Consider the following 571-nt stretch of genomic DNA (forward strand, 5'->3'; position numbering starts at 1 on the left):
GCTCCGTTTTTTTATGTTTGCCTCATAACTGGCTATTTCTCTTTCTACCGTTGTCATCGGTGCTTATGTACTGACGTACACTCCGCGCCTCTTCCCAGGTAGCAAGAAAAATATCTGCGTTCTGAGCTAAACAAATTGCTTGTGTTTAAATAAATTACTTAACCCGCTGATATAGAGTGGAACTGTAACTTGAAAGGTTACAACCCCGATAGTAGTGGAGAAGCCTTCAGGGAAAGTTTTCCGACAGGCAATAAAAAAGTTGACGCTTTCACGCCAACTTCCTCAACTTTTAGAACCTAGAACCTAGAACCTATTAACGTAAAAAGCTTGATGCCACCGCATCAAGCTTTTTTATCTACTGCTCTCTGGCGTTAACCAAAAGAAGCCCAAATCACCGTTGCCACCAGCACCGGACAAACGAACTTCACATACGAAGGCCAAACTTTACCAAACCACCCCAAGGTGAACTCAGGGTTGCCCTGCTCAAGCTCTTTGATTTTGCTGTGACGACTCCACACCCAACCACCAAACAAGCAGAACATCAGAGCAGCGGTAGGCTGAAGATACTGCG

General features: G+C 44.8%; 1 pseudogene. It reads right to left on the reverse strand.

Features of this window, described 5'->3' with window-relative positions:
• Window positions 1-371 precede the first annotated feature (371 nt).
• Window positions 372-571, reverse strand: a pseudogene (locus tag R7093_RS27045) (sodium-dependent transporter); the annotation flags it as partial.

The organism is Vibrio sp. 1580, assembly GCF_033340055.1.